This is a genomic window from Burkholderia sp. Bp8992 (genome assembly GCF_003853705.1).
GTDB lineage: Bacteria > Pseudomonadota > Gammaproteobacteria > Burkholderiales > Burkholderiaceae > Burkholderia.
Window position 1 is genome coordinate 220,564 of sequence record NZ_QTQI01000005.1, and the last position, 24,960, is coordinate 245,523.

Annotated in this window: 23 protein-coding genes; 15 read left to right on the forward strand and 8 right to left on the reverse strand. The window is 63.3% G+C overall.

The features are described from left to right. From DIE03_RS10160 to DIE03_RS10170, 3 genes are all read right to left on the reverse strand, one after another. A complete protein-coding gene (locus tag DIE03_RS10160; protein WP_124449892.1) occupies positions 1-1,626 on the reverse strand; it encodes an amidohydrolase in 1,626 nt (541 codons plus the stop codon). Between the two features lie 390 nt (positions 1,627-2,016). Continuing rightward, positions 2,017-2,832, reverse strand: coding sequence for a helix-turn-helix transcriptional regulator (locus tag DIE03_RS10165; protein WP_124449894.1), 816 nt, complete (start codon positions 2,830-2,832; stop codon positions 2,017-2,019). A gap of 126 nt (positions 2,833-2,958) precedes the next feature. Further along, on the reverse strand, positions 2,959-3,435 hold the full coding sequence (locus DIE03_RS10170; protein ID WP_124449896.1) for a nuclear transport factor 2 family protein: 477 nt from the start codon (positions 3,433-3,435) through the stop codon (positions 2,959-2,961). Between the two features lie 336 nt (positions 3,436-3,771). Between DIE03_RS10170 and DIE03_RS10175 the strand changes: the two genes are divergently transcribed. Continuing rightward, a complete protein-coding gene (locus tag DIE03_RS10175) occupies positions 3,772-4,158 on the forward strand; it encodes a helix-turn-helix domain-containing protein (RefSeq protein ID WP_124449898.1) in 387 nt (128 codons plus the stop codon). Positions 4,159-4,450: 292 nt separating this feature from the next. Here DIE03_RS10175 and DIE03_RS10180 read toward each other — a convergent pair whose 3' ends face one another. Further along, complete coding sequence (locus DIE03_RS10180; RefSeq protein ID WP_124449900.1) at positions 4,451-4,822, reverse strand: YXWGXW repeat-containing protein; 372 nt, start codon at positions 4,820-4,822, stop codon at positions 4,451-4,453. Between the two features lie 577 nt (positions 4,823-5,399). Between DIE03_RS10180 and DIE03_RS10185 the strand changes: the two genes are divergently transcribed. Then, entirely contained in the window at positions 5,400-6,482 is a 1,083-nt protein-coding gene (locus tag DIE03_RS10185) for a porin (protein ID WP_124449902.1), read from the forward strand. Between the two features lie 181 nt (positions 6,483-6,663). Here the strand turns inward: DIE03_RS10185 and DIE03_RS10190 are convergent, their stop codons facing one another. After that, on the reverse strand, positions 6,664-7,062 hold the full coding sequence (locus DIE03_RS10190) for a GreA/GreB family elongation factor (RefSeq protein ID WP_124449904.1): 399 nt from the start codon (positions 7,060-7,062) through the stop codon (positions 6,664-6,666). A 511-nt stretch (positions 7,063-7,573) separates the two neighbouring features. On the opposite strand from DIE03_RS10190, the gene DIE03_RS10195 reads away from it, so the two are divergent. Next, a complete protein-coding gene (locus tag DIE03_RS10195; RefSeq protein WP_124449906.1) occupies positions 7,574-7,903 on the forward strand; it encodes a DUF4148 domain-containing protein in 330 nt (109 codons plus the stop codon). Positions 7,904-8,060: 157 nt separating this feature from the next. Here the strand turns inward: DIE03_RS10195 and DIE03_RS10200 are convergent, their stop codons facing one another. Continuing rightward, a complete protein-coding gene (locus DIE03_RS10200; RefSeq protein ID WP_034189919.1) occupies positions 8,061-8,519 on the reverse strand; it encodes a CBS domain-containing protein in 459 nt (152 codons plus the stop codon). A gap of 178 nt (positions 8,520-8,697) precedes the next feature. Between DIE03_RS10200 and ribA the strand changes: the two genes are divergently transcribed. From ribA to DIE03_RS10220, 4 genes are all read left to right on the forward strand, one after another. Continuing rightward, complete coding sequence (gene ribA, locus DIE03_RS10205) at positions 8,698-9,348, forward strand: GTP cyclohydrolase II (protein WP_124449908.1); 651 nt, start codon at positions 8,698-8,700, stop codon at positions 9,346-9,348. Positions 9,349-9,571: 223 nt separating this feature from the next. After that, positions 9,572-10,846: a tyrosine-type recombinase/integrase gene (locus DIE03_RS10210; RefSeq protein ID WP_124449910.1), complete on the forward strand. Its 1,275-nt coding sequence runs from the start codon at positions 9,572-9,574 to the stop codon at positions 10,844-10,846. Positions 10,847-11,416: 570 nt separating this feature from the next. Then, a complete protein-coding gene (locus DIE03_RS10215; protein ID WP_124449912.1) occupies positions 11,417-11,632 on the forward strand; it encodes an AlpA family transcriptional regulator in 216 nt (71 codons plus the stop codon). A gap of 896 nt (positions 11,633-12,528) precedes the next feature. After that, complete coding sequence (locus DIE03_RS10220; protein WP_260434860.1) at positions 12,529-13,419, forward strand: LysR substrate-binding domain-containing protein; 891 nt, start codon at positions 12,529-12,531, stop codon at positions 13,417-13,419. Between the two features lie 12 nt (positions 13,420-13,431). Here the strand turns inward: DIE03_RS10220 and DIE03_RS10225 are convergent, their stop codons facing one another. Both DIE03_RS10225 and DIE03_RS10230 read right to left on the reverse strand, forming a co-directional pair. After that, positions 13,432-14,466, reverse strand: a complete 1,035-nt coding sequence (locus tag DIE03_RS10225; protein ID WP_124449916.1) for a flavin reductase family protein — start codon at positions 14,464-14,466, stop codon at positions 13,432-13,434. After that, positions 14,463-15,707, reverse strand: a complete 1,245-nt coding sequence (locus DIE03_RS10230; protein WP_124449918.1) for an aromatic ring-hydroxylating dioxygenase subunit alpha — start codon at positions 15,705-15,707, stop codon at positions 14,463-14,465. Before DIE03_RS10230 ends, DIE03_RS10225 begins: the two co-directional genes overlap by 4 nt. Before the next feature lie 394 nt (positions 15,708-16,101). On the opposite strand from DIE03_RS10230, the gene fdhA reads away from it, so the two are divergent. The 8 genes from fdhA (at position 16,102) to DIE03_RS10270 (ending at position 24,854) form a co-directional block, all read left to right on the forward strand. Beyond that, complete coding sequence (gene fdhA, locus DIE03_RS10235) at positions 16,102-17,304, forward strand: formaldehyde dehydrogenase, glutathione-independent (RefSeq protein WP_124449920.1); 1,203 nt, start codon at positions 16,102-16,104, stop codon at positions 17,302-17,304. A 92-nt stretch (positions 17,305-17,396) separates the two neighbouring features. Beyond that, positions 17,397-18,266, forward strand: a complete 870-nt coding sequence (gene kynA, locus DIE03_RS10240) for a tryptophan 2,3-dioxygenase (RefSeq protein WP_124449922.1) — start codon at positions 17,397-17,399, stop codon at positions 18,264-18,266. A 57-nt stretch (positions 18,267-18,323) separates the two neighbouring features. Next, positions 18,324-19,538 (forward strand): amino acid aminotransferase, encoded by a 1,215-nt coding sequence (locus DIE03_RS10245; RefSeq protein ID WP_124449924.1) that lies wholly within the window; start codon positions 18,324-18,326, stop codon positions 19,536-19,538. Positions 19,539-19,591: 53 nt separating this feature from the next. Beyond that, a complete protein-coding gene (locus DIE03_RS10250; RefSeq protein WP_409364416.1) occupies positions 19,592-19,975 on the forward strand; it encodes a RidA family protein in 384 nt (127 codons plus the stop codon). A gap of 30 nt (positions 19,976-20,005) precedes the next feature. Next, entirely contained in the window at positions 20,006-20,344 is a 339-nt protein-coding gene (locus tag DIE03_RS10255; RefSeq protein WP_124449930.1) for a hypothetical protein, read from the forward strand. A gap of 31 nt (positions 20,345-20,375) precedes the next feature. After that, entirely contained in the window at positions 20,376-21,710 is a 1,335-nt protein-coding gene (locus tag DIE03_RS10260) for an FAD-binding oxidoreductase (RefSeq protein WP_124449932.1), read from the forward strand. A gap of 95 nt (positions 21,711-21,805) precedes the next feature. Further along, positions 21,806-23,077, forward strand: a complete 1,272-nt coding sequence (locus DIE03_RS10265; RefSeq protein ID WP_185658136.1) for an MFS transporter — start codon at positions 21,806-21,808, stop codon at positions 23,075-23,077. Between the two features lie 526 nt (positions 23,078-23,603). Beyond that, the gene (locus DIE03_RS10270; protein WP_124449936.1) at positions 23,604-24,854 is read left to right on the forward strand and encodes an aromatic ring-hydroxylating dioxygenase subunit alpha; all 1,251 of its coding nucleotides are present in this window, start codon (positions 23,604-23,606) and stop codon (positions 24,852-24,854) included. Positions 24,855-24,960: the final 106 nt, after the last annotated feature.

Here is a 24,960-nt window from a genome sequence, read left to right on the forward strand (position 1 = left end):
TCAGTCGGCCCAGCCCGGCGCGGCGTGCACGACTTCGCCGCGGAAGCACGTCTCGATCACGCGGGCCTGCGCGAACGTCTCGACCGGGTGCGCGAACGGATTGCGGTCGAGGATCGCGAAGCTTGCATCCTTGCCCGCTTCGAGCGAACCCGTGCAGTCGTCGAATCGCAGCGCGTACGCGGTGTTGACCGTATAGGCCTCGAGCATCGTGAGCAGGTCGAGCCGTTCGTGCGGATTCCACGGCGGGCTGTCGGGCTGGTCGATCAGCAGATGCGTGACGCCCGTCTGGATGATCTGCATCGGGTCCATCGTGCTGACCGACCAGTCGGAACCGGCCGCGAGCATCGCGCCCGCGTTGCGCAGGCTGCGGAACGGATAGTTGCGCGCGGTGCGCTCGTCGCCGAGCAGGTCGCGGTAAAGCTGTTGCTGCTCGTCGCGGGCGGCCGTCCACAGCGTCTGCACGCTCGCGATCGCGCCGAGCCGGTTGAAGCGGCTCATGTCGGCCGGATCGACGAGCTGCAGGTGCGCAAGCTGCGCGCGCCGGTCGCGCATGCCGTTGCGGCGCTGGATGTGTTCGAGCGCGTCGAGCGTCATGCGCACCGCGCGGTCGGCGAGCGTATGGAAGTGCAGGTCGAAGCCGGCCGTATCGGCGAGCAGGCAGATGTCGTTCAGCGCGTCCTGGCTCCAAAGCGCGAGGCCGCAGTCGTCGGTGCCCGCGTACGGTTCGAGCAACGCGGCGGTTTTCGATTCCGGCACGCCGTCGACGAAGATCTTCACCGTATGCAGGCGCAGGTTGTCGCGTTCGTATTCGCGACGCCAGGCGACGAAGCGTTCGACCTGCTCGCGTGGGTCGCGGCGCGGGTTCGCGTACAGGCCCGCGCTCATGTACGCCTTCAGCGTACCCGCACGCTGCGCATCGGCATAGGCCTTGAGCTGGTCTTCCTCGACGCGGGCATCGAACCAGCCGGTGATGCCGTAGCCGTGCGCCATCGCGTGCGCCTTGGAGAGCGACTTCGGGTAGCCGGCCGGGCTCAGTTGGGGAATGATCGGGCACACGCGGTAGAACGCCGCTTCGTGTACGACGCCGGTCGGCGCGCCCGACGCATCACGCTCGATCACGCCGCCCGACGGATTGGGCGTGTCGGCCTGGATGCCGGCCGCCTCGAGCCCCTTCGTGTTGAGGCAGCCGCTGTGCACGTCGAAGCCGACCACGAGCAGCGGCCGGTCGGGCACGACGCGGTCGAGCAGCGCGCGGGTCGGATATGCGCCGAACGCAGCGAGGTTCGCGCCGCCGAGGTAGACCCACGGCTCGTTCGGCGTCGCGTCGGCACACGCACGGATGCGTTGCAGGATCGTCTCGGGATCGTTGATGCCGGACAGGTCGAAGTCGCCGAGGATCTGATGGCCTTCGAGCGGATGCACGTGACCGTCGATCAGGCCCGGCAGCATCAGGCGGCCGGCGAGATCGACCATCCGCGTCGCGGGGCCGGCCAGCGGGCGGATGTCGTCGTCGCGGCCGACCGCGACGATCTTGCCGTCCTGGGTGGCGAGCGCCTGCGCGAAGCGGCGCTGCGCGTCGCCCGTGTAAAGCAGGCCGTTCAGATAGACGGTATCGGCGTATTGCATGTGTCTGCTCCGGTAGGGAGATCGACGGACGCACGTGTCCGGCAGGCGGGCCGTATGGCTCGTCCGGTCGCGTGAACCCGGTCGGGTTGGAAGGGGATAGGGGCGTTACGTGCCGGCGCTGCGCGGCCCGGGCGGCGCAGCGCCGTGCCGGACGCCGGCTATGGTTGCCGGAGCGTCATGCCGGTTTCGCCGATGAATTCGTATCGGCGAATCGAGGGGCGACGGGCGCGCGGCCGCGCGGGCCGGCGTCGAACCGGTATTCGGCATTCCGTATCTCCGTGGTATCCGACGCGCTGCGGCGCTCGGGTGAGTCAGATACTAGGAGCGGGGCGGGCGGCTGTCTGTCATTGTTTTGAGGACAACGCGCGACAAAGGCGGTGGGGGCGGCGCCTACTGGCTGCGGTCTTCCGGCGCGGCTTCTTCGGCCACGCACCACGCGAACAGCCCGGCGCGGTTCGCGACGCCGAGCTTCGCGAGCGCACGCCCGAGATAGGTGCGCACGCTGCTCGGCTTGAGCGCGAGCGTGTCGGCGATCTGCGGCACGGGCTGCCCTTGCAGCACCGCGCGGCAGACGAGCCGCTCGCGCTGCGACAGCGCCGCACCGCTGGCCGCCAGCCGCTGTTCGAAGCGCCGCAGCAGCGCGCCGTCGTCCGAGCGCGGCGTCAGGCGGGCGAGCCGCGCGTGCTGGATCAGCAGCGGCAGCACGAAATCGCCGAGCTGCCGCAGCAGCGCCAGTTCGGCCAGCGTATAGGACGGCTGGCCGCGTCGGCGGAACAGCGAGAACGCGTAGACATAGTCGCGCTCGCTGCCGAGCAGCGTGCAGTCCTCGCCGAGATCGCCGAGCGCGAACTGGCGGCCGTACTCGGTGGCCGTGTCGATGTCCTCGTTGCAGGAGAACACGAGCTGCGAATCGGTAGCGCGCTCGATATGCGGGAGCAGCGTGTCGGTGCGCCAGTCGCCCCGTGTATACAGATCGAGTGCATGGCGCGTGCCGTCAGGATCGTCGCCGCCGGCGAAGAACAGCACGTCGACGCTGTCGACCGAATGCGACGGCGCGTCACGCCGGTAGCGTGTCGCGACGCTGTAATGGGATTGCGGATCGACGGTTTCGCGCAGCCACGCCCAAAGCCGGGCGGGAAACTGCGGACTGCCGAGGCTGGCGACCAGGTCGCCGGCGCTGCTCAGGGAAATATGGGCGGGGCTCATCGTTGACACCGTCTGCGCGAACGGCCGCCGGTGCGGGCCGTGCTTCGCCTGCGCCGGAGCGGCGGCGAAGCACGATTGTAGGAGACTTCGCCGGCGCCGGGCATCCGCGCTTGCCCGGCGCGCGCGTCAGAACATCGTGTTCCCGTTCGCGGCCGTCTCGGGCACGGGCTGGATCACGTCCCAGTGCTCGACGATCTTGCCGTCCTTCACGCGGAAGATGTCGACCACCGCTTCGCCGCGATCGCCCGGACGCTCGGTCGCATGCACGTGCAGGTATACGAGGTCACCGTCGGTCGCGCTGCGGACGATGCGTGCGCGCGATGCCGGGTTTTTCTGGAACGCGCCGACGAAATACGACACGAATGGCTTCTTGCCGTCCGGTACGTGCGGGTTGTGCTGTTTGTAGTCGTCCGCGACGACGGCGGCGGCTTCGACCGCTTCGTGCTTGTTGAAGAAGCGGTCGTAGAACGTCAGCACGAGCTGGCGGTTGGCTTCCTCGGCGGCCAGGTCGCGGGTGGCCGGGCCGGCAGCCGGCGCGGCCGTCGATGCGGCCAGCAGCACGCATGCGGCAACGGCGCGAGCGGGGGAGCGGAACAATGACATGTAGCGGTTTCCTTGACTGACGGTTCGTGGGGACGCACGACGCGCGATATGCGACTGCGGGGCGGCGCAGATCGTGACGCGTGGCGGCCCGCGGCGCGAAACTGCCGGCACGCGTGCGGTCCCGATGCGAAGGATTCGCCGCAACGCATGTGTCGTCGCTGCGGCCGATACGCCGACGCCGCGCGTCATCGTCATGTTTCGTTGAACTGGCGAATCGTGACGGCTGTCGGGCCGATCGAATGGTACAGTTGCCGCGAACCCGTCACAAGAAGTCACCGCGGTGTGAACAGGTCACACCGCGATGACCGTGCGTTGCCCGTGAAAGAGAATCCAGTCATGCCGTTGCCGTCTGCCGACGAATCCGTCGAACTCGACCAGCCGTGCCCGATCCGCGATGTGCTCGACCGCATCGGCGACCAGTGGAGCCTGCTCGTGCTCGAAGCGCTGTCCGGCGGAACGATGCGTTTCAACGAACTCGGTCGCGCGATCGGCGATGTGTCGAACCAGATGCTGTCGCGTACGCTGAAGCGGCTCGAGCAGGACGGCTTCGTCAGCCGCGCGCTGTTTGCCGAAGTGCCGCCGCGCGTCGAATATGCGCTGACCGATCTCGGGCGCTCGTTCCTGACGCCGATGCAGGCGATGATCCGGTGGGCCGACGAACACCATCGCGCGATCTGCGCGGCGCGTCGTCGTGCGCGGGAACCGGCGGGCGACGGGCGTTGAGCAGCGCGCACTGACCGCTTCGCCGGTGCACGGCGTACCGAAGATGACGCGCGATGGGATGGCGCACGGCCGGATGCGTTCGCATCGGCATCGATTGATTTTGTTATCCGAAGGATCCCGTCACGACGAAGCGCTGCGATGATGCGCCGAGGTGTTCGGCGCGGAGCCGGCAGGGCGCTGGTGCAACGACGCGCCGACGGCGGCCACGCATCCTGATGCAACGGCGCGAACGGCGCCGCTACCCGCGCGCCGTCCGGCTCCGGACCTTCATCGGCCGGAGCCGGGCGGCGGCTTATCGCCACGAACCGTCCACGTAGACCCACACCGGCCCCTGACGGCGCCAGTAGCCGGGTACCCAGCGACGGCCGGGGCGCCGTGCGACCCAGCGGCCGGACACCCATATATAGCGGCCGCGCTGCCAGCGCCAGTAGCCGTCCGTCCATATATAGCCGTGTGGCCGGGGCGGCGGCGGCCGGCGATCGTGCCGGGCTGCCGGCGGCCCGGCGCGCGGGCGATCGTCGTAGGGCGGCCCGCCGGGCACGCGGTTCGGGCCGGACGGCCGGTACACGGGCGGCGCGGGCTGAGCCGAGGCGGCGCGCAGCCAGCCGGTGCCGGCGAAGGCGGCGGTCAATCCGATGGCGCGCAACAACGAGCGTCGATTCATGGCGTGTCCTGTTCAGTATCGAAGGCTGCCTTACATTAGCCTGCCGGTGCGCCGGCCGGGTTACGCGAGCGGTTAAGGCTGTTACTGCGCGTCACGGCAGGCGGCCGACGCCCGTTCCTTTCTGTCGGCTGACGGAGACGTCGCCCGAGGCGGCCTGTTTACTGATGGGCGAGTGCGTTTTAGGCGTCCGACACCGGGGAATCGAGGCTGAAATAGGTACAAATTACCGATTTCGGGGTGCTGAGCCAGATCCGTTTGTTGTTTCTATGCAACCGTCAAGACGATGACATGTAAGAATGGTGCGATGAATGCCTCCAAAATGCCGTCGTCAAGAAGTCAAAAACAAACGTTAAAACAAATACTTATGAACGACCCCCACTTTCATTATTTCTAGTTCTGGAAAAGCTTATTTCTTTATTTGCGGATCGCTCCCCTAGGGTACACCCCTAAACTCACGGTTCCCAAACGGGCAACTATCCGGGCGTCGCCAGCAGGACCGATGGCACTCCCGGGCGGTTGCAGACCGTTTATGAACAAGGTCGCGAGACCTGCCTCTTTTTAGAAGGGAGCTCCACGAATGAACAAGACTCTGATCGTTGCAGCAGCTGCAGCATCGTTCGCAACCGTCGCTCACGCGCAAAGCAGCGTCACGCTGTACGGCGTGCTGGACGCAGGCATCACCTACCAAAGCAACGTCGCCAGCAAGTCGCTGTGGTCGATGGGCTCGGGTATCGACCAGAGCCGTTTCGGCCTGCGTGGTTCGGAAGACCTCGGTGGCGGCCTGAAGGCAATCTTCACGTTGGAAAGCGGCTTCGGCATCGGTAACGGCAAGCTGGGCAACAACGGCGGCATGTTCAACCGTCAAGCATTTGTCGGCCTGTCGAGCCAGTACGGCACGGTCACGCTGGGCAAGCAGTACGACGCAACGCAAGACTACCTGGCGCCGCTGACGGCAACGGGCACGTGGGGCGGCACGTACTTCGCGCACCGCGGCAACAACGACCGTCTCAGCACGAACGGCGACGTCGCACTGAACAACTCGATCAAGTACACGAGCGCTAACTACGCTGGCCTGCAATTCGGCGGCACGTACTCGTTCTCGAACAACCAGAACTTCGGCAACAACCGTGCGTACAGCGCTGGTGCGTCGTACCAGTTCCAAGGCCTGAAGCTGGGTGCAGCGTACTCGCAAGCTAACCTGGGCGACGGCACGAACGCAAACGGCGCGACGAACATCGCTTCGCAAGGTCGCGTCCGCACGTACGGTGCTGGTGCTGGCTACGCATTCGGCCCGGCACAAGTCGGCGCTGCATGGACGCAATCGCGTATCGACAACGTTCCGGGTCAAGCTGGTGCGTTCCGTACGGACAACTACGAAGTCAACGCAAAGTACAACCTGACGCCGGCTCTCGGCCTGGGCGCAGCATACACGTACACGAACACGAAGGCAGACGGTGGCAGCTCGCACTGGAACCAGTTCGGCGTGCAAGCTGACTACGCTCTGTCGAAGCGCACCGACGTGTACGCACAAGCTGTGTACCAGCGCGGCGCGAAGGGCAATGCGTTCGGCACGTCGATCTACAACGGCGACAACACGACGGCAGCGAGCTCGTCGATCAACCAAACCGCAGCAACGGTTGGTCTGCGTCACCGCTTCTAAGCGTGACGGCGGGGTAACCCGCTTCGCAGCATCGAAAAAGGCGCCTTCGGGCGCCTTTTTTTCGTCTGCGGAATGCAATGGCGACGATTCGGGTCGCCCGGATGCAAAAAAAGCGAGGCCGGTGCCTCGCTTTTTTAATTCTGCGCCCGTGTCGAACGTGGCGCGGGCTGCAGATGTGACGTCAGCGCGTGTATTCACCGTTGGCTTCCGGCTGGAACACGATCGCGGAGACCTTCATCAGCTTTTCGGCGCCGCTCGGCTGCATCACCTTGACCATCTGGCCACGCTGCGTGCCCAGCAGCGCCATGCCGACAGGCGAGAAGACGTTCAGGCGGCCGAGTTCGAGATTGGCGGCGTCCGGATAAACGATCGTCCAGGTGGCCTGTTCCTGGGTCGCCTCGTCGAGCAGCGTGATCTGCGAGTTCATCGTGACGACATTGGCCTTGATGGCGTCGGGCTGGACGATGTCGGCACGCTCGAGCAGCGTGTCGAGCATGGCCTGGAAGCGCGGGTTGTGTTCGGCGTGCTTTTCGAGGCGTGCAACGTCGAGTTCAGTCAACTGGTAAAGGCGTTGTTTCATGGCAGTTCTCCAAATGATCGGCAAGGGCAGGCGTGGCGTGCCTATGGGATCGCCCGGAGCCTGTCTGACCTGGCTCCGGGAGGAGGCCGAGCCGTCAGATCAGGCGCCGGGCAGGGGCGAGCGGCGCCTGGGCCGTGCGTCGAGCGAGGGGATGCGCCGGATGGCCGGCGTGCGCGCGCACGCCGGCCGGGCCGGACGGCGAAACCGAAAGGGGCGTGAGCGCGTACATGGTGGATGGGATATCGACTGGCGAATAAAACCTTACGATTCTACAACACAACCTTCGGGATAGGTGATTCGGCTGTCGGCGTTTCGTCAGCAATTGTTGTGCAGATGAAGCAAGTCGCAAGAGCTGCGCCCAGAAACACGCGACGATTTTTTCCAAAATCGCAACGCTGTATGTTCAAACTAAGGGTTTCCCCTTGGAATGGCGAGCACTACACTGGACTCAATCGCTTCAGACAGTCCTGCCGAGGCGACGTCAAAAGAGAACATATTCCGGAGGTAAATCATGAAGTCGATCATCTACGCAGCCATCGCCGCATCCGTCCTTGCCGCACCGATCGCATCGTTTGCACAGTCCGAGCAGGGGCTGACGCGCGACCAGGTCAAGGCTGAACTCGTGCAACTCGAACAGAACGGCTACAAGCCGCTGGCGAGCGATTCGCAGTACCCGAACGACATCCAGGCAGCCGAACAGCGGGTCCAGCCGAACCAGCCGACGCTCGCGCAGGCCGATACGAGCGGCTACGGTGCCGTGGCGACGGGTGCCGGCCAGGCAGGCCGCCGCGTCACGCATGACGCGCCGAACCCCGTGAACTCGGTCTACTTCGGCAACTAATCGAACGTCCCCGGTCTGCCCGAGCGCACCATTCAATCGACGACACGCGCGCCATGTGCGCGCGTCGTTCGCCCGCAGGAGCAGAACCTCCGTCGCCGCATGTCGGCGGCTTTCCGCCCAGACGCTGACGCGTTTGGGCCTTTTTCGCTGGGGCGAATCAGGTGGAAGCGACCGGCGTGCCGTGAATGTAGTGTTCGAGCTGGCTGATCGTGAACTGCTGATCGGCAATCACGCTCTTCACGAGGTCGCCGATCGAGATGAGGCCGACCAGCTTGCCGCCGTCGAGGACGGGCAGGTGGCGCATCCGGTGTTCGGTCATCAGCGCCATGCACTCGTCGGTGGATTGCGACGGTTCGACGTAGCGCACCTTTGCCGTCATGATTTCCTCGACGCGGGTGGCTTTCGATGAACGGTCCTGCAGGACGACCTTGCGCGCATAGTCGCGCTCGGTGACGATGCCCGCGATGTCGTCGCCGTCCACGACCAGCAACGCGCCGATCCCCTTTTCCGCCATCAGCTTGATGGCGTCGTAGACGAAATCGGTCTTCGTGACGGTGTAGATCGTGCGGCCGGAATCCGGCTTGGCCTTGAGAATCTGCGCGACAGTCGTGCTCATTCGCTTTCTCCGTGTGCAGGTCGATACAGGGAAGGCTGGGGGTTGGTGCGCGACACCCGATAAGCCCAGTATAGCCGGGCAGGCAGCGGCAGTCGCGTGACGTTTCCAGATTAGCGGTAAACTCCCGTCACGCACTATCCACACAACTCCTACATTCCTGAACGTTTCGATTGAATTCATGATGTCTTCGCGTCCCCAATCGCCCATGCCGGGCAATGACCAGGCCGACGAGTGCGTGACGCTCGTCGCCACCGCGTCGCTGCCAACGCGCTACGGTACGTTCAAGTCATACGCGTTTCGCGTATCGGGCAGCGATGCCGAACATCTCGCGCTCGTGATGGGCGACGTGGCCGGCGAGCAGTCCGTGCTGACGCGGCTGCATTCCGAATGCCTGACCGGCGACGTGTTCGGCTCGTATCGCTGCGATTGCGGCGAGCAGCTCGACCTCGCGTTGCGCTACATCGCGGCAGAAGACCGCGGCGTGCTGCTGTACCTGCGCGGCCATGAGGGGCGCGGGATCGGCCTGAGCAACAAGATTCGCGCTTACGCGCTGCAGGAGCAGGGGCGCGACACCGTCGAGGCGAACCTCGACCTCGGCCTGCCCGATGACGCCCGCGAATACGATTCGGCCGCCGCGATCCTGCGGATCCTCGGCGTGACGTCGGTGCGGCTGATGAGCAACAACCCGGAGAAGTTCGACACGCTCGCGAAGCACGGCATTCCCGTCTGCGAACGCGTGGCGCTGGCCGTGCCCGTGCGCGAGGAAAACGAGCGTTATATCCGCACGAAGCAGACGAAGTTCGGGCATTACTTCGAGGAGAACGAATAGGGGAAATTTCGGACTCGTCCGAGATGGTCTGCGTCGATCCGGGAAGATCTTTAAGTAATTGAAATATAACGATAATTGAAGGTATTCTCGCGTTCCTGTTGCTGCTTCGACGCTTGTCTCCGCTTAGCTAAACTTGCCGCCTCGGCGTAGGTTTATGTGGTGTTGTGCGGGAAACCTACGCCGCGTATGCTTTTCTCGGGAAAAAACCTACGCCGAGGGAAGAATGCGCTTTGATGCCCGTATCGTCGCCAAGCTGCCGAGCGGCGAGCACATGACCTTTGAGGGGTTTCCCGGGCTTCGCCTTCAGGCCACGGCGAGTCGCAAATCGTGGACGTATCGCTACAAGTCGCCGGTCGACGGCCGCATGCGGCAGGTGAAGCTCGGCGAGTGGCCCGCGATGGCATTTGCTACAGCGATCTCCGCGTGGGAAAAGAGTCGCGCCGAGCGCGATTCTGGCGCCGAGCTTTCCGTTCCACGTCGAAAACGGGAAGAGGCGGCTGCTCGTCCGTCACCGACCAGCTACACCGTCAGGGAACTGTGCCGCGACTATCTGGAAGGCCACGTAGAACCAAATCGGAAGACGAAGGGAGCAGTCGAGGTCGCCCGTATATTCAAGGCGATGCTAGGGCCTATTGCGGACGCCAGCGCTGCGACCATCACACGTGCCCAGGCGTTCGATTTCCTCGATTCATATCGGTCGACGCCGGTGCTCGCCGCGCGCCTTCGCATGGAGCTTGGTGGTGCCTGGAACTACGCGCTTGATGCCGGGCGCCTTCCCGACACCACTGCGAATTGGTGGAAGGATGTTTTAAGAGGGCGATTGAAGAGCAAAGGGCGCAAGGTCGAGGGGAAATACACAGGGACGCAGAAACGAGTGCTCTCGGTGGACGAACTCGGCACATTGATCCGGTGGTTGCCGAATTTCAGTTTGACTATTGCTGATGCGCTGACGCTCTATCTTTGGACCGGCACGAGGGGCGGCGAGATCGTCGCTATGGAGAGTTCTGAGGTGACGGAGGAAGCGGACGGCCTTTGGTGGACTATCCCGAAACACAAAACCAAGGGGCTGCAAAACGAGAGGGCAACGGATCTGCGCGTACCGCTCATAGGTCGTGCTGAGGTTGTTGTGCGACGGCGCCTCGATCAGGCTAAGGAAACCTTTTTGTTTCCTTCGTCGCGCGGAACGTCGATGGACCAGACGGTGGTCCAGCACGGCGTCTATTATCATCAACCATATTGCAAGATCGCGCCGAAACATGACCGGCCGCGTTTGCCTGTCACGCACTGGTCAGCCCATGATCTTCGACGTACAACGCGGACTCTGCTTGCAATGCTGGGATGTCCCAATGAAATCGCCGAGGCAGTCCTCGGTCATGTACAGCCTGGAATCATCGGCGTCTATAACCGACACACGTATGACGGCGAACGGCGCGAGTGGCTCATGCAGTTGTCGCTTCGATTGGAATCTATCGCTGCGACGTATCCGGCGAAGAAGTAGGCCCGCGATGCTGATTGTAGTGGCTCGTGTTCGACGATGGCTGCGATTGACTATCGGGCGCTTGCATCACGCCGAGACCTCGCGCGTGAATCCGGTGATGCCGGGCCTGACATAGGAGCTGATTTTCGCGACCAAGTCTCGGGACGTTGACTTCAGCGAATAATCTCGACAGTCGAGTAGCAACTGCGTCCAGCGATATCGCGACAAGTAAGACGCGAAACTGCGTTTGTCCCCTGACACACCGTGCCTATAGGATTTCCGTCGTCCTTGAATCGAAAAGGATCAACGCCAAGGAGCAGGACTGCAAGGAAGTTTGACTCAGCGTCTTTGGGTAGAGGACTACAACGGAACTTCGAGGAAACCCATCGTCCAATGGACGCACCGCCAAACAGAATTTGGTTCCTATGAGTGCGTTTGCTGCGCGTGATATTACCCATTAAATTTGAATTTGCGTGGTCAATCGTAAGCATGAAAGGCTTGCCGTACATCATCGACTCCCCTGTTGTTCATGTTGACAACGCCGCCGCGCAGACAAGGAATCGAGGGCATTGAGCTAAAGGCGACGTCGCGATGAAGATCTGTTTCTCGCTGAAAGAAGTGGCAGAGGCGCTCTCGCTATCACCGGCGACGGTACAGAAGCTTGTACGTGAGAAGACCTTCCCTGAACCGCGACTGCTATCGGGCCGAAGGGTGGGATGGCTCGTACATGAGGTTCAGACGTGGGCGGAGACTCGCCCGGTTGCTGACCTGCTGCCACCAGAGAATACGGGGGGCAGAAAGCGGTAAGTCCATCGAGATGCCCAGGCAAATTAAAAACTTGGAATGGCGATACATCTGCGGCAGCGTGTACTGCGCCTGCGACATCGAAGAGCTCAATCGCGAGAACTGAAGGGGAACATATTAAGGGCTATGTTGCCCTTCATTGCGGGACATAGGCAAAGCCCCGCGTGCGCGGTACTCCCCGTAGGGAATTGCGCGCTCCCACCGCCGCGAGCGAAAAGCGGTGCCGTCACCGTTTCGGCGCCCCTGTATTTCTGGCGCCGGCGACGAAGTGCCGGTGGGTGGGTTCATTGGGCATTGCGTCACCCGCGGGTCTGGGGCTTCGATCAGGGCAGGGCGGCTGGAGAGGCGCTTCGTCTCAGGCGGCGCTGAAGCTCAATTGCGAGCGCCCATATTTTGCGCGGTGAGAGGCGAAGGGTCCCAGCGGGCAGGTGGCTGAATTCTCTCCGCGGTGCGGAGAGAATTGGGGGCGCCCGATGGTTTCTGCGCCTCACGCGGGTTGGACTGGAAGTCGCGCCGGCAATAGAAGCCGCGCCCGGCGTCAGCTTCACAGATGGCATCACGCGAACCATTTCGCTGCTGGCCGCGGGTGCGCGGCGGATTTACTATCAGCGGGCGGGCACAGGCTTTCGATGTCAATCGACGGCGGTGAGGCTGCCCTGCCTGCATGCGATTTCTGATGCAGCCGGCCGTCGGCCGAGTAGCGAAACGGCGATCCACTTTACGTCTGTCGCTTGCCTTACGGGTGGCGGGCGCATAGGGTATGTCTTGTTCTGTCGGTATCGCGAACCGGTAGCCCGCGAATTTTGAATGCAGTACAGTCTTCAGATAGGCTTTCGAGCCAGGTTGTCACAAAGCACGCGCCCCCTGGAGACTTCACGTTGCCCACGCCCCGCAAGCGGTTGCCACCGCTCAATACGATCTCTGCTTTCGAGGCTTCGGCGCGGTTGATGAGCTTCACCAAGGCAGCTGACGAACTCCATCTTTCGCAGGGTGCGGTGAGCCGGCAGATCCAGGTGCTGGAGGAGCGGATGGGCGTGCCGCTTTTCACGCGGCGGCACAAGGAGATCCAGTTGACGCGTGCCGGCCTCATCTTCCAGCAGGCCATCGCACAGAGCCTGAATACGATTCGCCGGGCGGTGACGATGATCGAAGCGCTGGATACCAGCACGGTCACCATTGCCGCGAGCAATGCGATGGCGAACTTCTGGCTGATGCCCGCCATCTTCGAGTTCCGCACGCAGCACCCGAACATCGACATTCGCGTGCTTGCCAGCAATACGCCGGTCGACCCGTGGCATGAACCGGTCGATCTCGCGATTCGATACGGCGACGGACACTGGCCGAACCTCGCGAAGGTCAAGCTGTTCGAAGAAGAGATCTTTCCGGTGTGCGCACCGTCGTATCGACAAGCGCACGAGATCGAGACGGTGCAGGACCTGATGGATTGCGAATTGATCGAATACGCGTCGGACAGCGCGGATTCCAATTCGTGGGATACGTGGCTGGAGCACGCTGGCGTCCAGCATGGCGCGGTGCGCAAGAACCTCACGCTGTCGAACTACGACCTCGTCTATCGCGCGGCCTGCAGCGGCAAGGGCGTCGCGCTGGCGTGGGCATATGGCGTTCCGGAAGAAGACCGCGGCGCGCTCCTCGTCCGGCCGCTCGATGTTTCCGTCAAGACTGGATTGTGCGAATACATCGTGTATGCCGACACCGAAGAACTCAGCGCGCCCGCGAAGATCTTCCTGAGTTGGTTGATCGATTTCGCCAACCAGAGCCTGTGGTCGTAGCCGCTTGCGCGGCTAGAACTCGATGGTGACGTCCGACACCGGCACCGAGCAGCACGGCAGGATGTAGCCTTCGTCGATTTCCTCATCGGTGATGCCACCGGCGTGATTCATGTCGACTTGCCCCTCCAGCTTGCGCAGCTTGCACGTTCCGCACACGCCCGACCGACATGCATTGGGAATTCTCGGGCCGTTCGGCAGCGCGTGGAGTGCGTCGAGAATGGCCGTCCCGGGCGCACAGTCGACCTCGACGCGCGACTGCGACAAGCGCAGCCGCGACACGCCGAGCGAAGCCGGTACATGCGCGGGCACCTGTTCTGGCAGTTGAAACCGCTCCTGATGGAAGCGGGATTCGGCGCCGCCGTTCTCCAGAAACAGCGTGCGCATCGCGGACATGAACGGGTCCGGCCCGCAGCACAGTATTTGTCGCGCGGTCCAGTCAGGCGTCGTGCGGTCGAGCACCGCCTTCGACAGCACCGCGGATGGAAAATCCGCGCTCGCTTCGTCGGACGTATAGAAGTGCGGCGTGATGCCGCGCGATGCGTGCGCCATGCGCAGCAACTCGTCATGAAACAGCATGTCGCGGGGCGTGCGGACGAACTGCAGGAACCGGATGTCGGCGCGCCCGCCACGCGCGTGCACCGCGCGTGCCATCGCCATCAGCGGGGTGATGCCGACGCCGCCCGCGGCGAACAGCAGGGGCTCATCGGGATTCGCCGGCAATACGAAGTCGCCGGCCGGTCGCGACACCTGCACGCGGTTGCCGACGGCGAGCCGATCGTGGAGCCATGGCGACACCGCGCCGCTCGGCGAACGCTTGACTGTGATGTCGAACGTTGCATCGCCGTGCGCGCCCGGTGCGGACGAAATGGTGTAGCAGCGGTAAAGCGTGTCGCTGCCGGTGTCCACGCCCAGCGTCACGTACTGCCCGGGCTGGAAGCTCGTTTGTGCTTCAGGGTGTGCGAGCGAAAACCGGAAGGTCTTGACGTTCCAGTTCTCGCGTACGATATCCACGCAAATGGCTTCGGTGAAAGCGCTGCCGTTCATCATGCCATGCACTCCACGGGAATGACCCTCGGTGCGCCGGCCAGCTCCGACTTGAGCGTGCCGAGGTACCAATCGACGAACTCCGTGACGCCGCGCTCGACGAGCGGCGAGTAGGGGCCGGGCTGATAGCCCTTCGAGTTGATGCCTTGCTGGTTGGCTTCGACGAGGCGCTGGTCCTGGGCGTTGGTGGCTTTCCACACGGCCGTGAGATCGTCGAGGTCGTAGTCTTCGCCTTCGACGGCGTCCTTGTTCACGAGCCACCACGTCGTCACTTGCGTCTCCGTCGCGCTCAGCGGCAGCAGCCGGAACGCGATCGCGTGATCGGACAGTACATGGTTCCACGTATTCGGGAAGCGCAGCAGGCGCAACGAGCCGACGTCCGCATCCTGGTTGGTACCAAGCAGCTTCCTGCACGCGAGCTCGCCGCTCAGCGTGAACGACAGTCCGCGTTCCATCGCGGCACGCACCATCCGATAGCCATCGGAAGTTTCGATCGGCTTGAACGGCAATCCGGCCGCGGCCCAGCGTGCTTCATCCATTTCGCACTTCGCCGCATAGTCGCCGCCGAAGCGCGGGTCCGTCGGGCCGTCGAACTCGGAAATCGTACGCAGCAGTTCGGGATGGCTTGCCGAGCAGTGATAGCACTCGCGATTGTTCTCGAGTACGAGCTTCCAGTTGCCCTTTTCGATGATGGTCGACTCGAACGCGACCTTCGCGTTGTCGAGCCCGTGCGGGCGGATATACGGCGACACCTGCTCGCGGAACGCGTCGAACGGGCTCGGCATGCGAGCGAGCGAGATGAAGATGTAGCCCTCGACCGATTCGCAATGCACGGGCTTGAGCGCGTATTGCGACGCATCGAATTCGGCGCCCATCTCCTTGGCGAACATCAGTTTGCCGTCAAGGCCGTAGGTCCACTGGTGATACGGGCACACGAGCGTGGCAGACGAGCCCTTGTCGCCGGCGCAGATGCGCGATCCGCGATGGCGGCACGTGTTGTAGAAAGCCCGGATCGCGTGGCTCCGGTCGCGAATCACGACGATCGAACTGGCGCCCACCTCCAGCGTGAACCAGTTGCCGGGCTTCGGAATCTGGGCCGACACGCCGGCGAAGATCCATTGGCGTTCCCAGATCAGTTCGAGGTCGCGTTCGTACACCGCCTGGTCGGTATAGAACGGCTGCGGCAGCGACCGGCCCGCCACGCGGGACTCGATGAGCGAAGTGAGTTGACTGTTCGACAGCATGGTGATGTTCGATAGGGTTTCGGATGCGTCTCGGAATGAATGCATGAGGCGATTGAACCTGCTTGGCCACGCGCTCGCAACCGATGAAAACTGATGAGTTGCATGAAGTTTTGATGGTCAAACGCGACATGGATGTCTAAACAGCGGTAGATGTCATTCAAAAAATCATTCATCGTCATAAAGTCCGTGGCGAAAACTGCCCGTAACGCCGCGTACATCCGATGGATGCAGATTTGCATGCGTTAGATCAGAAAAACTGCTTTGACGCGTGATTTCGCGGCTCCGATGATTCGGGACATCGGTCGCATCGCATTGCTTTCGCAACGCCGCGAATCAGAACCGTCGTTACGAAGACGACGTCCGATCTGAAGCGACAACAACAATCGGAGACGCCATGTCAGGAAATCGTGGAGTGGTTTATGTCGGGCCCGGGAAAGTCGAGGTGCGCAATATCGCCTTCCCCGAGCTTTCGGAGCCGTCGGGTCGCAAGGCTGGTCATGGCGTGATCCTTCGTGTCGTGGCGACCAACATTTGCGGTTCCGACCAGCATATGGTGCGCGGCAGGACCACGGCGCCAGCTGGACTCGTGCTGGGCCACGAGATCACGGGTGAAGTGATCGAAGTCGGCTCCGACGTGCTCACGCTCAAGAAGGGCGATCTCGTGTCGGTGCCGTTCAACGTCGCGTGCGGACGCTGTCCGATGTGCAAGGCGCAGAACACCGGGGTCTGCCTCGGCGTGAATCCGGCGCGCGCCGGCGGCGCGTACGGCTATGTCGACATGGGCGGCTGGATCGGCGGGCAGGCCGAATTTGTGATGGTACCGTATGCGGACTTCAACCTGCTCAAGTTTCCCGACCGCGATCGGGCCATGGCGAAAATCTGCGATCTCACCTGCTTGTCCGACATTCTCCCCACCGGTTATCACGGTGCAGTCACCGCCGGCGTCGGGCCGGGCAGCACCGTGTATATCGCGGGTGCCGGCCCGGTTGGCCTCGCCGCGGCCGCTTCCGCGCGGCTGCTCGGTGCGGCGGTGACCATCATCGGCGACGTGAATCCGCAGCGGCTCGAGCATGCGCGGCGCGTCGGTTTCGAGACGGTCGACCTTTCCAGGGACGCGTCGCTGGCCGACCAGATTGCCGGCGTGCTCGGCGAGCCGGAGGTCGATTGCGCGATCGATTGCGTCGGCTTCGAAGCGCGCGGACACGGGCACGCCGGCTCACAGGCCGAAGCGCCGGCAACCGTGTTGAACTCGCTGATGGAAGTGACGCGCGCCGCCGGCAAGATCGGCATTCCCGGTTTGTACGTGACGGACGATCCCGGTGCGGACGATGCCGCGGCACGCAAGGGCAATCTGTCGGTTCGGTTCGGGCTTGGCTGGGCGAAGTCGCATTCGTTCTTCACCGGGCAGACACCGGTGATGAAGTACAACCGAAGCCTGATGCAGGCGATCCTCTGGGATCGTCTCGACATCGCGAACGTCGTGAACGTCAACGTGATCGACCTGGATCAGGCGCCGGCCGGATACGCGGAATTCGACGCAGGCGTTCCGAAGAAATTCGTTATCGATCCGCACGGCGCATTCAAGACCGCTTCGTGATCCGTTCGATCCGGAGCCGGTAAGTACGACTGCGGTGTCGACCGCCGGATCGTGCGTCGGCCAACCGGAATTTAAGCAATCAGGAGTACACAATGGGATGTCCATTCTCGGGACATGAACCGGCAACGGAATCCGCTATCGATGCAAGCTGGCACGACGCGCAACTGGATTTTTCCAGGTCGATGAGTTACGGAGACTACCTGCACCTCGATGCGATCCTCGGCGCGCAACATCCGCTGTCGCCAGAACACAACGAGATGCTGTTCGTCGTTCAGCATCAGACATCCGAGCTGTGGATGAAACTGATGCTGCACGAGTTGCGCGCGGCCAGGATAGGCGTTCGCGACGACGCACTGCAGCCGGTGTTCAAGATGCTCGCGCGCGTGTCGCGGATCATGGATCAACTCGTCCAGGCCTGGAGCGTGCTCGCGACGATGACGCCGCCGGAGTACACGGCGATGCGGCCTTACCTCGGCCTGTCGTCGGGGTTCCAGTCCGCGCAATACCGCGAGATCGAGTTCATCCTCGGCAACAAGAACGCGACGATGCTGCGCCCGCACGAGCATCGTCCGGACAGCGAGGCGCTGCTGCGCGACGCGCTCGCGGCACCGTCCTTGTATGACGAGAGCATCCGGCTGCTCGCGCGGTCCGGCTTGCCCGTTGACGTGGACCGCCTCGATGCGGACTGGACGCAGCCGACCCAGCACAACGCGTCCGTCGCTGCCGCGTGGCTGCAGGTCTATCGCGATCCGCAGACGTTCTGGAGCCTCTACCAGCTGGGCGAAAAGCTCGTGGATATCGAGGATTCTTTCCGCCAATGGCGTTTTCGCCATCTAACGACGGTCGAGCGCGTGATTGGGTTCAAGCGCGGCACGGGCGGGACCGAAGGTGTCGGCTATCTGCGGAAGATGCTCGACGTCGTGTTGTTCCCCGAGCTCTGGCAGATACGGACCGAACTCTGATTCCGACGCGTCTCGAGACGCGATCAGATCCAAATAATTAATTCAGGATGACTTCAAATGTTTAGAAACGTAGAAGCCTTCCCCGGCGATCCGATTCTGTCGTTGATGGAAGGGTTCGTCGCGGATTCCCGCCCCGAAAAGACCAATCTCGGCATCGGGCTCTATTACGACGAAGCGGGGAGGATTCCGGTGCTGGCGTCGGTCAGGCAGGCCGCAGCGCTCGTCCGCGATGCGGGAAGGCCTCACACGTACCTGCCGATGGAAGGCGATGCGGCGTATCGCACGGCGGTCCAGCACATCGTCTTCGGCAGCGATTCGGAGGCGGTGACGTCGGGACGTATCGCGACGATTCAGTCGATTGGTGGGTCGGGTGCGATTCATATCGCGGCGCGCTTCTTGAAGGCCACGCTGCCGGACAGCCGTATCTGGATCAGCAACCCAACGTGGGACAACCACCGCGTCTTGCTCGAATCCGCCGGCCTCAAGGTCGATACCTATCCGTACTTCGATAGCCGGACGAATTGCGTCGACTTCGACGGCATGCGGGCGACGCTCGACACGTTGCCCGAGCGCAGCATCGTGCTGCTGCAGCCGTCATGTCACAACCCGACCGGCGCGGATCTGTCGGCGGAACAGTTCGAGCAGGTCATCGACGTGCTGAAGCGCCGCAACCTGTTGCCGTTCGTCGATATGGCCTACCAGGGATTCGGCCACGGGCTGGACGAAGACGCCGCGCCAATTCGCAGCATGGTCGACGCTGGGTTGCAGGTCGTCGTGTCGAACTCGTTCTCGAAGAACTTCTCGCTGTATGGTGAGCGCGTCGGTGCGCTGTCGATCGTATGCGCCGATGCGGAGACCGCTGCGCGCGTGCAGGGGCAACTGAAGGCAGCGGTCAGGAAGGTGTATTCGAGTCCGCCGGCGTTCGGTTCTCAACTGGTCGGCGCGATCCTGACCAGCCAGACGTTGTCGCGGCAATGGCAGCACGAGGTCGACGCGATGCAGCGGCGCATGAAGGCGATGCGGCAGAACCTGAGGGCCGCGCTCGAAGCGCTCGCGCCCGAGGTCGACGCGCGCTATCTGACGGATCAGCGCGGGATGTTCAGCTACACGGGCCTGACTGCGGCCGAGGTCGACGTGCTGCGCGAGCAGAAGTCGATCTACCTCGTTCAATCGGGCCGAATGTGCGTCGCCGGGTTGAACGACGGCAACGTCGCGTATGTCGGCGAAGCGATCGCGGAGGTGCTCAGGCAGCGATCGGCCGTATTGAACTGATCGCCACTGCCGGCGCATTCCCGCCCTTCCTTCAACATCGAGATTCACTTGCCATGATTCGTAAAACGATCGATACGGGTCTTCCCGCGCTGAACCAGCCTTTTTCGTGGGCCACCCGGGTCGGCTCGCTGCTTTTCACCGCGCACGGGCCCGTGACGATGGACGGTTCGATCGGCGGCGGGCCGATCGACGCACAGGCGCGACTGACCTTCTCGAATCTGCAGCGGGCGGTAGCCGCGGCAGGGGGCGCGATGCACGACGTTGCGCAGGTGCTCATTTATATGAAGGATGCGACTCACATGTCGACGATCGATCGCATTTACCGGGAATTTTTTACCGATCCGTATCCGAATCGCTCGAGCGTGGTCGTCGCCGGCTTCGTCCATCCGGAGATGCTCATCGAGATCGTCGCGTATGTGGCGCTTTCCTGGAATTGAATTCGAACGGTTTAATCCACGATTTTGAATATGAACGATTCTGCAACGACGGCGCTGACACGTGCCGATGACGCGGTGTGGGACATCCGTGAAGGCGCGCAAGAAGGCGGTGGCGGTATCGCGTGGGCCGTGCGCTCGACCGGGAATTCGCTCGCGTCCGGTTTCGGCCGGCTGAAGGCGGGCGAGACCCCAGCGAAGACCCTCGACTACGACGAAGTGATTCATGTGCTCAGCGGCACGTTCGGCGTGACGTGCGACGGCCGACAGTTGCTCGCGCAGGCCGGAGACGTGCTGTCACTGAGCCGGGGATCGGTCGTCACGTATTCCGGCCGCGACGCGGAATTCTTCTTCGTCGTCACGGCCGCCTGATGCACCCGCGGCCCTCAAATCGGATTGCAGCATGAACGCTTCAGTATCTTCAGAGAAATTGCTCCCCGCCGACGACAACACGAACGGCTGGTCCGCGATCCTTCCGCCGCGCGTGCCGCGTGAACCGGTGCGGCAGTCGGCGAGTTTCGACTGGCTCGTGGTAGGCGCCGGCTATGCCGGGTTATCGGCAGCCCGGCGGCTTGCCATCTTGAACCCGTCCCATACGATTGCGCTCGTCGACGCCCAGGCAGTCGGTGAGGGCGCGCATGGCCGGAACGCCGGGTTCGCCATCGACCTTCCGCACAACAACGATCACGACCCCGGCAACACGGAAAAGGGCTATCGTCACATGCAACTGAGTCGCTACGGGATCAATACGCTCGAGGAGCTGGTCCGCGTGCATGGGATCGAATGCCAGTGGAGCAGGCGGGGGCGCTACGATTGCGCCGTTTCCCCCGACATCTCGCGCAAGTTGCTGGCTGCAACGGCGGCCGAGCTCGACTCGCTGGGAGAGCCGTACGAAAGACTGCGCGGGGACGCGCTCCACGAACGGCTGGGCACGCGCTACTATGATTCCGCGATCTATACGCCTGGCACGCGGCTCCTGAATCCGGCTGCGCTGTCGCGCGGGCTGGCCGATTCCCTGCCGGCCAACGTGCAGTTGTTCGAGCATTCGCCGGTGCTAGACATAGCGCCGGGGTCGCCCGTGGTGGCGACGCTGCGCAATGGCGTACGGCTGTCCGCGCGAAAAGCCGTGCTCACCAACAACGCGTTCATCAACCGCTTCGGGTATTTCGGCCGGAAATTGCTACCGTTCGTGCTGTTTGCAAGCCTGTCGCGGCCGTTGACGCCGGACGAGCGAGCCGGCCTCGGCGGCACGCACGATTGGGGCATTACACCGGCTCACGGCATCGCAGGCGCCACGTTGCGATATACGCAGGACTTCCGGATCCTGTTCCGGTACGGGTTCCAGTTCGCGCCGACCTTGCGTTGCCCGGCGGCGCTGCGCGAGCGAATGAAGCGTACGCACCAGGCGCTTTTCAGGGCCCGCTTTCCGATGCTGGAGCACGTATCGCTCGAACATTTTTGGGCAGGTTACCTTTCGCTGAGCCACAACGGCGCGCCCGGCTGGGGGCAACTGTCGAAGAACGTGTACGCCGCGGTCAACTGCAACGGCGTTGGCATTGCCAAGCAGACGACAGCCGGCGCGCTCGTCGCCGAGCTGGCCTGCGATACCGGGCATCCGCTGATCGGCGACATGCTGGCCCTGGGGTCGCCCGACCTGCTTCCGCGACGGCCGTTCCTGGACATCGGCGTAAGAAGTGTGCTCGCGGCCCAGAAATGGGCGGGCCGCTCCGAGAAGTAGCAGACTCGAGAAAGAGATATTAGACAGACATGAAGAGCGAGACACGGTATCAAGCAGCATCGACCGCACACGAAGGGCGCGCCACGAAATGGTGGGTGCTGTTTCTTCTGACGCTGGTCTACACGGTCAACATCGCAGATCGTTACGTGGTGTCGACCTTGATCGAACCCATCAAGCATGAATTCCGTCTCAGCGACAGCGAAGTCGGCTTCATGACCGGCACGGCCATTGCGCTGTTCTACGTGACGCTGAGCCTGCCGCTCGGCTTGCTCGCGGACCGCGTGAACCGCAAGCGGATGATCAGCGTCGCACTGGCGGTCTGGTCTGGCTTCACGGTCCTGTGTGGCGCGAGCAGCACCGCACTCACGTTTTTCCTGTCGCGAATCGGCGTGGGGATCGGCGAGGCAGGCTGCATGCCGTGCGCGGTCTCTCTGCTGGCGGACAAATTCGCGCCGTCGATGCGCGGTACCGCGATGAGCCTCTTTTCCGTCGGCGCGGCCGTGGGTGCGCTGATGGGTTCAGCGGGCGGCGGCTGGATCGCCGAGCAGTACGGGTGGCGTGCGGTCCTGCTCGTGTTCGGGTGCCTCGGCATTCCGCTGGCCGGGATCCTGCTGCTCGGCTTTCGCGAACCGCTGCGCGGCGTGTTCGACAAGCCGGACAGCGCGACGAACCGCGCGGGCCTCAAGGAAACCCTGCGTCATATCCGAGACTGCAAGGCGCTATTCCACGCAATCGCCGGCACGACCGTGCTGACGTTTTGGGGCTGGGGGCTGGTCTGGTGGACGCCGTCGTTTCTCGTCCGGAGTTTCCATCTCGGGGTCGGCGGCGCCGGCGAAATCCTCGGCGCGATTCACGGGATCGGCGGGGGCCTCGCGATGCTCGGCACCGCGCTGGTGCTGAGCAGGCCTCGCGCGGCGTCGAGCTTCGCGCAGGCGCGGCTCGTCGCGCTCGTGACCGCACTCGCGACGATCCCGTCGTTCGTCGCATACGCGTCCACGTCGCTTCCCGTCACGGATCTGATGCTGTGGGTGTTCGTTCCGACGATCTACGTGTATATCGGGCCTTCTGCGTCGATGGCGCAGAATCTCACGCCTGCCGCGATGCGCGGCCAGGTCATCGGGATCATCGTGTTCGTCACGAACGTCGCGAACCTCGTCATTGCGCCGCAAGCGATCGGGTTTCTGTCGGACGTGATCGCGCTGCATCTGTCGAACCCTTCGGAATCGTTGCGATATGTGCTCGTGCTGGTGTCACTGACTGGCTTGTGGGCCGCGTGGCATTTCCACCTGGCCGGGCGGCATATGCGTGCCGGTGAGGCCGACCGGTCTTCCGCGACGATCCACGGCACGCCGGTGCGCGGCTCCTGAACCGGGTTGCGCAGGGGACGCCCTGCGCACGTTTCCTTATCCGCCGACGCGGCGCGGTTCCTTTCGGAATCGCGTCGCGTTTTGCTTTGAGCGCAGCGAGTCGCGAGCGATTTCCGCGATCACGCATGGCGGTGCGCAGACCGTCTCCTTCGCAATCGTACATGGTCGCCCCCGCGTCCCTTTCCCGCCACGCAATTCGACGACCGGCGCCGCCTCGGTGCGAAACCGCTTTGTGTCGCAGCATCGTGCCTCCGATGCCGCTTCGCATGCACGTCTCCCGTTAAGGACTAACACCTACGCGGCGTGATCCTCCGGCAGCGGCCGGCGCTGCGCCGTGTGCGCACGTGCGTTGATCCACAAGCCTCAGCGTGGTCTGACGATAGTTGCATGTGAATTGTCATGCATCGAATCAGAAATAGTGGTTTGTCGAGCCGTTTATGTCGTCATGAAATCGTCTCAACGACACGCCGGTGTCGCCGTGCCGCCGGCAACGAAGGCACGCAACGACTGAAGCACGAGACGTTCAATGTTCGACTCACTGAAGCTTAAATCGCAGCTGGCCGCGTGTGTGCCAGGCCGCCCGCTACCACAGGCGTTCTACAAGGATGACGAACTGTTTGCAGCCGACATGGCGTTGATCTGGGAACGCCACTGGCTGTTCGCTGGCCTGTCGTGCGAGATCGGGAAGCCGGGCGACTGGTTCACGTTGATGATCGGCGAGACGTCGGTCGTCGTCGTGCGTGACCGTGACGGCACGATCCGGGCGTTCTACAACACCTGCAGGCATCGCGGGTCGCGTATCTGCGCGGGCGAGCGCGGCTCGTCGCGGATGCTCGCTTGCCCGTATCACCAGTGGACCTACGGACTCGATGGCCGGCTCGCGTATGCCGGCAACATGGGCGAATCGTTCGATGCGTCCCGGCATGCATTGAAGCCCGTCGCGTGCGAGATCGTGGCCGGATACATCTTCATCAGCCTCGCCGAAGAACCGCAGGACTTTTCGTCGTTCAGCCGTCGCGTGGCGCCTTATCTCGCACCGCACGGCTTCGACCATGCAAAGGTCGCGTTCGAATCGACCATCGTCGAGAAGGGCAACTGGAAGCTCGTGATCGAAAACAATCGCGAGTGTTATCACTGCTCCGCGAACCATCCGGAGCTGCTGCGGACGATTTCCGAGTACGACGGCCCGACCGATCCTCGCTACGGCAGCGACGGCATCGTGTTTGCCGAAAAGACCGCGCGTGACGAAGCGCGCTGGGCGGCTGCCGGATTGCCTTATGCGCCGGTCGAGGAGGCACCTGAGTACCGGTTGATTCGCGCAGCGATGGAGCGCGGCCTGTCGTTCACGATGTCGGGCGAGCCGGCCTGCACCCGGGTGATGGGCACGCTGCCGGAGCAGGACGTCGGCTCGCTGCGCCTGCTGCGTTTTCCCAACACGTGGAATCACGCGCTCGGCGATCACGCGATCGCATTCCGGTTGCTGCCGCTGGGCCCGCGGGAAACGCAGGTCACGACCAAATGGCTCGTCCACGAGGACGCGGTCGAAGGCACCGACTACGACCTCGACACGCTGACGGCCGTATGGAAGGCCACCAACGCGCAGGATCAGCGGCTCGTCGAGACGAATCAGCTCGGTATCAATTCCAGGGGGTACGAGCCGGGCCAGTATTCGCCGCTCGTCGAAAGCGGCGTGATGGCCTTCGTCGACTGGTACGTCGACGCGATGCGCGAAGGTCTCGCGCAGTCGCGCCAGACGTTGCCGGTCCAGGCGGCGTGACACTGATCGTGAATCCGTCGAATCGCGTCGAGTGATCGAGCCGTGGTCGACAGTCAGCAGCAAGCGTTACCCGGCCACGCCGCCGACGCGGTGTTAAGCCGGCCAT